Here is a 2,925-nt window from a genome sequence, read left to right as displayed (position 1 = left end):
CTCGTTTCTTCCATGTATATGTCAATTCCTCTTTAGGTGAATGCTGAAAAATCAGAGCGACGGTCCCGTGCCGCTGATTTGCATATATACCATTGGCTCGCGCGGCTTGCCGGTCAGACATCGCAGTCATGGCCGCATAGGCCTCCACCGCGCGGGGTAACCGCATGGCGAACTTACTCCAAGGGCTTCAGATCCCCGAGCATCGTCGTTGAATCACGGTGTAGGGTGCATCGGCGTACATCACGTCAAGTATGGAGTGGATGACTTCATCGCCGCCGATCCCCAGAACCGCCGCTCCGAGGACCTTCTTGGTCTCGGCATCGACCAGGATCTTCATGAATCCCTGGGTCTCGCTGCGCTCGCGAGCGCGCCCGATGCGCGTCATCATCATCTTGCCGATCAACGCCTTTCGTCCTGATGTCCGAACCTCCAACTCGGTCATGCCGGCCCGTCCCAAGGGCGGGTCGATGAACAGGCCGTAGGTCGTTATGCGGTCGCTCACACGGCGGGGATCACCGTCGAACATATTGGCGGCGAGGATCTCGAAATCGTTGTAGGAGGTATGGGTGAAGGCGCCCCGGCCGTTGACATCGCCGATGGCCCAGATCCCCGGCACATTGGTGCGAAGCTGATCGTCGACGGTGATGAAGCCGCGCGCGTCCGTCTCGAGGCCGGCCTTGTCGAGGCCCAGGTCATCCGTATTAGGGCGACGGCCGACGGCCAGGAGCACGTGGCTGCCGACAACCTCTTCGGGGGCCGGCTCGCAGTTGACCGTCAGCACCACCCGGTCTCCCCGTCTCGTCAAGGCGATGCATTCCGCGTTGAGACGCACCTCGACGCCCTCATTCTCCAGAATTGTCTTCACTTCGGCAGAGACGTCCTCGTCGTCGCGCTGAATCAACCGGTCCAGACCTTCCACGACAGTCACGCGGCTACCGAAGCGGCGGTACATCTGGGCGAACTCCAACCCGATGTAGCTTCCGCCGACAACGATCAAATGTTCCGGGAGGAAATCGACCTCCATCATGCTGGAATTCGTGAGGTAGTTCACGTCATCCAGGCCGGGGATATCCGGAATGCGAGCCCGTGCGCCCACGTTCAGGACGATCTTGCCGGCCTCCAGCAATTCGCCATTTACGCGCACCAAGGAAGCGCCCTCTAGCCGACCGTGGCCTTCGTACACGGACAGATTCTCCATGGTCTTCAGCCAGTTCGTCACGCCCTGGTTCGACTGCCGGACGACGGCGTCTTTGCGGGCCTTGACCTTCTTCATGTCGATGGTGACCGAGCCGTCTATCGCCACGCCGAAATCGGCACCACGCCGTGCCATGTAGGCGGCGCGCGCGCTTGCCACCAGCGTCTTGGTCGGGATGCAGCCGACGTTCACGCAGGTGCCGCCGAAGAGCTTTCGTTCAATGATCGCCGTCTTCATCCCCTCCCGGGTCATGCGTGCCGCGAGCGACGGTCCGGATTGGCCTGTTCCGATGATGATGGCGTCGAACTTTTCCGACATGGATGTTCCTCCCACCTGCCGCAGAGATACAACGCTGACAGCCGAAGTGGTCCAATCGAATTGCTGTAGCTCGAAGGAAGTTCCACTGCAGTGACACGCCGTGGCCGGGTTCAGACGGTTCAGCAGCTTGCCACCGACCTGAAGTCTGCCAGGAATATGCCCGCGCTTCCAGGTTGGTGTCGTTGCAGCGCGCGGCAACGCGAAAGCCGGTGGCCGACGCAAAGCGGCTGTCGCAAACAACTTGGGGAAAGACGAAGCGCGATGTTTCGCGATGCGACGCGAACGCATAATGCCTCTGCCCCCAATTGAGCTCTCCTTTAGTTTCAGCCTGCCTGAGATTCGGCGGCGGCCGTGTCGGGATGAACAGCGCGAGGATCGCCGCCGGCCGCGGCCCGCTGATCGCCCTCGACGCCCGGCCCGGCTGGCGCCGCAGCCGCGACGGCATCCACGCCGCGCACGTGGCGCTGACCGACGCCGGTGCGGCCGTGCAGGCCGGCGCCGCCGACCGCATGGCCTTCGGCGCACCCGGGCGTTGGATCGGCGGGATGCGCGTGGATGCGACCTGCCCGTGGCGATGGGATCGCGACGCGGGGCGTGTGGTGTCCGCGCAGTAGCCGTCCGGCGCGGCCACGGGTCAGCCGCGGCTCAATTCCAGGTCAGCCGGGCCGTCTCCACGATGCGTTCGAACTTCCGCCACATGTCGTCTTCCGGCATCACGACGTGGGCGAGGCCTCCAAAGCCGCATTGCGGGCTCAGCGCGAGCTGGTCCAGCGGCAGGTAGCGAGTCGCCTCGTCGAGACGCTTGCGCAGGGTATCCAGCGGCTCCAGATCGGAGCGCTTGGTCGTCACCAGCCCCAGCACCGCGATCTTGCCCTTCGGCACGAAGCGCAGCGGCTCGAAGCTGCCGGAGCGCTCGTCGTCGTACTCCAGCAAGATCCGGTCGTGGTTCAGCCCGCCGAACACCTGTTCCGCGATGACGTCGTAATGTCCCTCGCGATGCCATTGCGGCACGACCTTGCCGGTTTCGGGGTCGATCGTGCGCGGGTTGCCCTTGCAGAGGTGAATGCCGAACGTGACGCCGTCGAACCCCTGGATCACGGCGTTGTCCGCCCTGATGGAGCGGGCCAGATTCTCCGCCGGGTCCTCGCCGTTGGCGTGCATGCGGTCGAGCGACACCTGATCGACATAGGCTGTGTAGCTCGGCGCGTCGATCTGGATGTAGCGGCAGCCCGCCTCCACGAGCTGGGTAATCATTTCCCGCTCGATGGCGACCACGTCCGCGACGAATGCGTCCATGTCGGGATAGACCGCCTTTGACTTCTCCCAGGCGAAGCGCTGGCAGATCCGGTCGGGGCTGAGCAGCGTGACCTTCACCGGCGCAGTCGCCATCGCGCTGGAAAACCTGTACTCCT

At 63.7% G+C, this 2,925-nt stretch carries 3 protein-coding genes; 1 reads left to right on the top strand and 2 read right to left on the bottom strand.

All coding sequences use genetic code 11. The features are described from left to right. Nucleotides 1–187: 187 nt before the first annotated feature. On the bottom strand, nucleotides 188–1,513 hold the full coding sequence (locus GEV06_28270) for an FAD-containing oxidoreductase (protein ID MPZ21751.1): 1,326 nt from the start codon (nucleotides 1,511–1,513) through the stop codon (nucleotides 188–190). A gap of 305 nt (nucleotides 1,514–1,818) precedes the next feature. Between GEV06_28270 and GEV06_28265 the strand changes: the two genes are divergently transcribed. Continuing rightward, the gene (locus GEV06_28265; protein ID MPZ21750.1) at nucleotides 1,819–2,127 is read left to right on the top strand and encodes a hypothetical protein; all 309 of its coding nucleotides are present in this window, start codon (nucleotides 1,819–1,821) and stop codon (nucleotides 2,125–2,127) included. 31 nt (nucleotides 2,128–2,158) lie between these two features. Here GEV06_28265 and GEV06_28260 read toward each other — a convergent pair whose 3' ends face one another. Continuing rightward, the gene (locus GEV06_28260; protein ID MPZ21749.1) at nucleotides 2,159–2,887 is read right to left on the bottom strand and encodes a hypothetical protein; all 729 of its coding nucleotides are present in this window, start codon (nucleotides 2,885–2,887) and stop codon (nucleotides 2,159–2,161) included. Nucleotides 2,888–2,925 lie beyond the last annotated feature (38 nt).

Origin of the sequence: Luteitalea sp. (genome assembly GCA_009377605.1) — a bacterium.
Classification (GTDB): Bacteria; Acidobacteriota; Vicinamibacteria; order Vicinamibacterales; family Vicinamibacteraceae; genus WHTT01.
Note: the sequence above shows the minus strand (reverse complement) of the source record. Positions and strands in the feature narration are given on the sequence as shown.

Bases quoted from the DNA above. Each gene is read 5' to 3' on its own strand.
- GEV06_28270 (MPZ21751.1), bottom strand. From the start codon at position 1,513: ATGTCGGAAAAGTTCGACGCCATCATCATCGGAACAGGCCAATCCGGA.